The sequence below is a fragment of the Streptomyces sp. NPDC059037 genome, from assembly GCF_042740015.1.
Lineage (GTDB): Bacteria > Actinomycetota > Actinomycetes > Streptomycetales > Streptomycetaceae > Streptomyces.
In genome coordinates, this window is record NZ_JBHYIG010000469.1 from 1 (window position 1) to 3,923 (window position 3,923).

Annotated in this window: 1 protein-coding gene; it reads right to left on the bottom strand. The window is 68.5% G+C overall.

What is annotated here, in order from left to right:
* Nucleotides 1-146: 146 nt before the first annotated feature.
* On the bottom strand, nucleotides 147-3,923 hold a 3,777-nt coding region (locus ACFWY6_RS44670; protein ID WP_384703450.1), incomplete at its 5' end, for an RHS repeat-associated core domain-containing protein.

The window sequence follows — 3,923 nt, forward strand, 5'->3', positions numbered from 1 at the left end:
GCGAGGAAGCGATCACCGAGACGACGCGTAGGTACGCGGACGTTCGGACGTGATCGTCCGCGACGGCATCGTCGACGTCCACGTCGACGATGCCGGCCTCGGCCAGCAACTCGGCCACATCGGAATGCAATGTCATCGCTTCATCCCTACTTGCAGGATTTCTTGGCGGCCTCGGCGGCCTCGCGCTGCTCCTTCGCAGCCCGCTCCTCCGCCTGACTCCGCTTGCCGAGCTTCCTGACGGCGGTCCTGATCTGCGGCTTGAAATGCTCCACCGCTTGTCGCTGCTTGCTCGAAAGCTCCGGTTGGTTGTGGAGGGGTTTGCCGTTCGGTCCGATCCTGACCTCCCGGCCCCCGCCACCGGTCACATGGGCGTGCGCCGGCTTGTCGACGTCGTACTCGTGCACCACGATGCGCACGCCGTTCTTGCTTTCGTCCATGAGGGAAAGACCGAGAGGGTCGATCCACTTGAGCGGGTTGGGAACGTAACTGTGCGGCGCGAAGCCACCGGCGAGACCGATCGGGTCCGGGGTGAGGTAGCGGGCGGTTTCGGGGTCGTAGTGCCGGAAGTAGTTGTAGTGCAGCCCCGTCTCGGGGTCGTAGTACTGGCCGGGGAAACGCAGTGGTGTGTAGGCGGTGGCGCCTCGGTTCCAGACTGTGGTGCCCCAGAGGGTCGTCCTGGTGCGCCACGCGATGTCGCCTTGCTCGTCGAGGAGTTCGGTCGGGGCGCCGACGAGGTCGGTGACGATGGCGTAGAAGCGGGCGTCCACTTCTTCGTCGGTGAGGTGTTTGCGCTCTGTCTGGGCCAGGGGGCACAGTCCGTCATGCTCCCATGTGAGGGTCACTGATTCCGGTGCGCCCGGGGTGTGGCTCGTCTGTTCGCAGAGGGTCATGTCGTCCCAGGTGAAGTCGGTCTGTTCCGCCACCCCCTGCTCCGTCATGCGCTGTTTGGACACCCGGCGCCCCAGGGGGTCGTAGAGGTAGCGCCACCTCGTGCCGTCGGGGGTCACCACGGATGTGAGGCGGTCTTCCGCGTCCCATTCGTAGCGCCAGGTGTCGGGCTTGCGGGACAGGCGGGTCTTCTGGCGCACGGTGGTGCGGCCTGCCGTGTCGTATTCGTAGCGGACGTTGCCTGCCGCGGTGATACGGGTGCCGGTGTACGCGCGGGGGCCTGTTGCCTCTTGGCCCGGCATGGAGGCCGGCCAGGAGGCATGGGTCTGGTTGCCCGCCGCGTCGTAGGCGTAGCTTTCCGTCCAGCCTGCCGCGTGGACCGCGGTGACTCGGCCTGCCGCGTCCAGGTCGAAGCGCCGTGTGCCGTTGAGCTGGTCCTCCACGCCGGTCAGATGGTCGTCCGCACGGTACGTGTACGCACGGTGCTGGATCGGCGTACCGGCCCGGCCCATCAGGTCCTGTTCCAACAGACGGCCCGCGACGTCGTACACGTTCGTCAGCGTCAGGGCCTCGCCGAGCGTGCGGGTGAGTTCCCGGCCCGCCCCGTCATGCGTGAACGCCAGCCTCCTGCCGGAGGAGATCAGTTCGGTGCAACGGCCTGCCGCGTCGTACGTCCAGGTGCTCTTCGCGCCGGACGGTGTGGTGCGGCCGGTGCGGCGGCCCAGTTCGTCGTAGGTGTGGGTCAGGGTGCGGCCGTTGACCGTTTCCGAGAGCAGACGCCCTGACCCGTCCCTCTCCAAGGTCATTGTCACGTCCGGGCCCACCGCCTCGGTGAGGCCGCCTGTCGCGTCGTAGGCGTAGCGCGTGATCGCGGCGCCTGCCACGTTCTGCGTGACCGTCCGGCCCAGCACGTCCCGTTCAAAGGTGATCACGTCGCCCGTGGCCGTCGTACGGGTCACCAACTGGCCCGCCGCATCGTGGGTGTACGTCAGTGTGCGGTCGTCGAAGTCCGTCTCCGCCACCAGACGGCCGGCCGGGTCGTACTCGTAACTCCAGGTCAGACCCTGGGGGTTGGTGACCTTGCGGAGCTGGAGCTGGGTGTCGTGGACGAACTCGTAGCGGACGCCGTCGGGGTCCGTGCGGGCCGCGATCAGGTCGAAGTACGTGTACTCGTGTGTCGAGGTCGCGCCCATCGCGTCCGTGTGCGAGATGCAGTTGCCCTCGCCGTCGTACGTCCACGACTCCGCCGAGCCGTCCGCCTCCGTGCGCCGCGCCAGCTTGCCCTCCACCGTCCACTCGAGGCGCATGGCCGCGCCCGTCGGGTCCGTGATCGTGTTCGCGCGGCCGAAGGCGTCGAGGTCGTAACGGGTCACCGCGCCCAGCGGGTCCCTGACCTCCAGCGGCAGGCCCGCCGCGTTGCAGCGCAGCTCGGTGGTGTGGCCGAGGGGGTCCGTGACGGTGGACACGGCTCCGGTGGCGTCGTGGGTGAAGTGGTGAGTCATGCCGTCGCGGTCGGTCACGCTGGTGCAGTTGCCGCGCTCGTCCCATGTCTGGCGCTGGACGGCGCCGTCCGGGCCGATGATCTCGACCGGCAGGTTGAGGTCGTTGTACACCGCACTGGCGCACGTGCCGTCCGGAGGGCGTATGGCGGTCAGATTGCCGTGCTCGTCCCAGGTGTTCTCGGTGCGGCGCCCCAGCTCGTCGGTGCGGGCGAGCAGGTTGTTCCAGCTGTCCCACTCGGTGTGGACGGTGCCGCCCAGTGGGTCCGCCTCGGACAGGAGCTGGCTGAGGTCGTTGTAGCGGTAGACGGTGGTCTGGCCGAGGGCGTCGGTGTAGCGGGTTTCCCGCTCATCGGGGCGGTACTCGACGGTGCAGGCCAGGTGGTCGGCGGTGCTCTCGCCGCGGACGCAGCGGTCTTCGTCGTCGTAGGTGAAGCGGTACCAGGTGTCGTTGCTGTCGGTCCAGGACGTGATGCGGGCCCGGTCGTCGTAGCCCAGAAGCCGACTCAGCCCGGCCGAGTTGTGGACCTCCGCCAGATTGCCGACCTCGTCGTAGCCGTACGCGGCCACCAGCGTGCCGCCGGGGGCGTCCTCGGTGCCGGTGCCGGGGGCGAGCAGACGCAGCGCGGTGATGCGGTGGTCGTCGGTGTCCACCTTCAGGTGGTAGCCGCCGGTGTGGCGTATCGCCGTGGGTGCGCCGGTGGGGTCGTGGTCGATGTCGATGCGGTTGCCGTTGCGGTCGGTGATGGCTCGCAGTGGCAGGGTTTCGTGTCGTTCTCCGGCAGGGAGGAAGTGGCGGACGCGGCCGCTGTACGGGTCGGTGGCCGTGACCGTGCCTGCGTCGTCGATGCTCAGCGGCCAGCGGGGGCCGTGGGCGGGCAGCACCGGCTCGCCGCCGGGTTCGGGGTGGGGGTAGGCGAGGAGCATGCCGTCCTCGGTGAGGTAGATCAGACCTTCGTCGTCGATCTCGACCCGCTCGTCCAGCGTCGAGGCCCATGAGTCGCCGTACCAGTGGCCCCAGCGGTACGTGGACAGGTGCGTGCGCTGGAGGACGAGCGGGAGCAGGCCCGGCAGTTCGACGTCGGTCCTCTCCATGAGCATTTCGCCGGAGATCATGTCGATGGGGTCGCCGTTCTTGCAGCGGCCCTTGGTCGGCTTGGCCTTGCCCGCCGCGTTCTTGCCGCCTCGGAGGGCGTTGCGGAGTCCTCCGGAGCGCAGTCCGCGGGCGGCGGCCTTCAGCCCCTTGGCGGCCTTGGCGGCGGTGGTGATGCCCTTGGCTCCCGGAATGCAGTCCATCGCGGCGAACGCGACGTCCATGAGGGTGGCTTGGCCCTTTGCGTATTTACTCAAGGTGTCGGCGAGGACGATCGCTCCGGCGATGATGACGATGGCGGCGAGGATGGGCCCGCCGACGATCAACGCGATGACGCCGACCACGGCTACGACGACCTTGCAGACGGCGATGATGGTGTCCCAGTTGTCGGAGACCCAGTCGCCGATCTCCTCCCACCACTTGCGGTTCTGAATGCCCGCGTC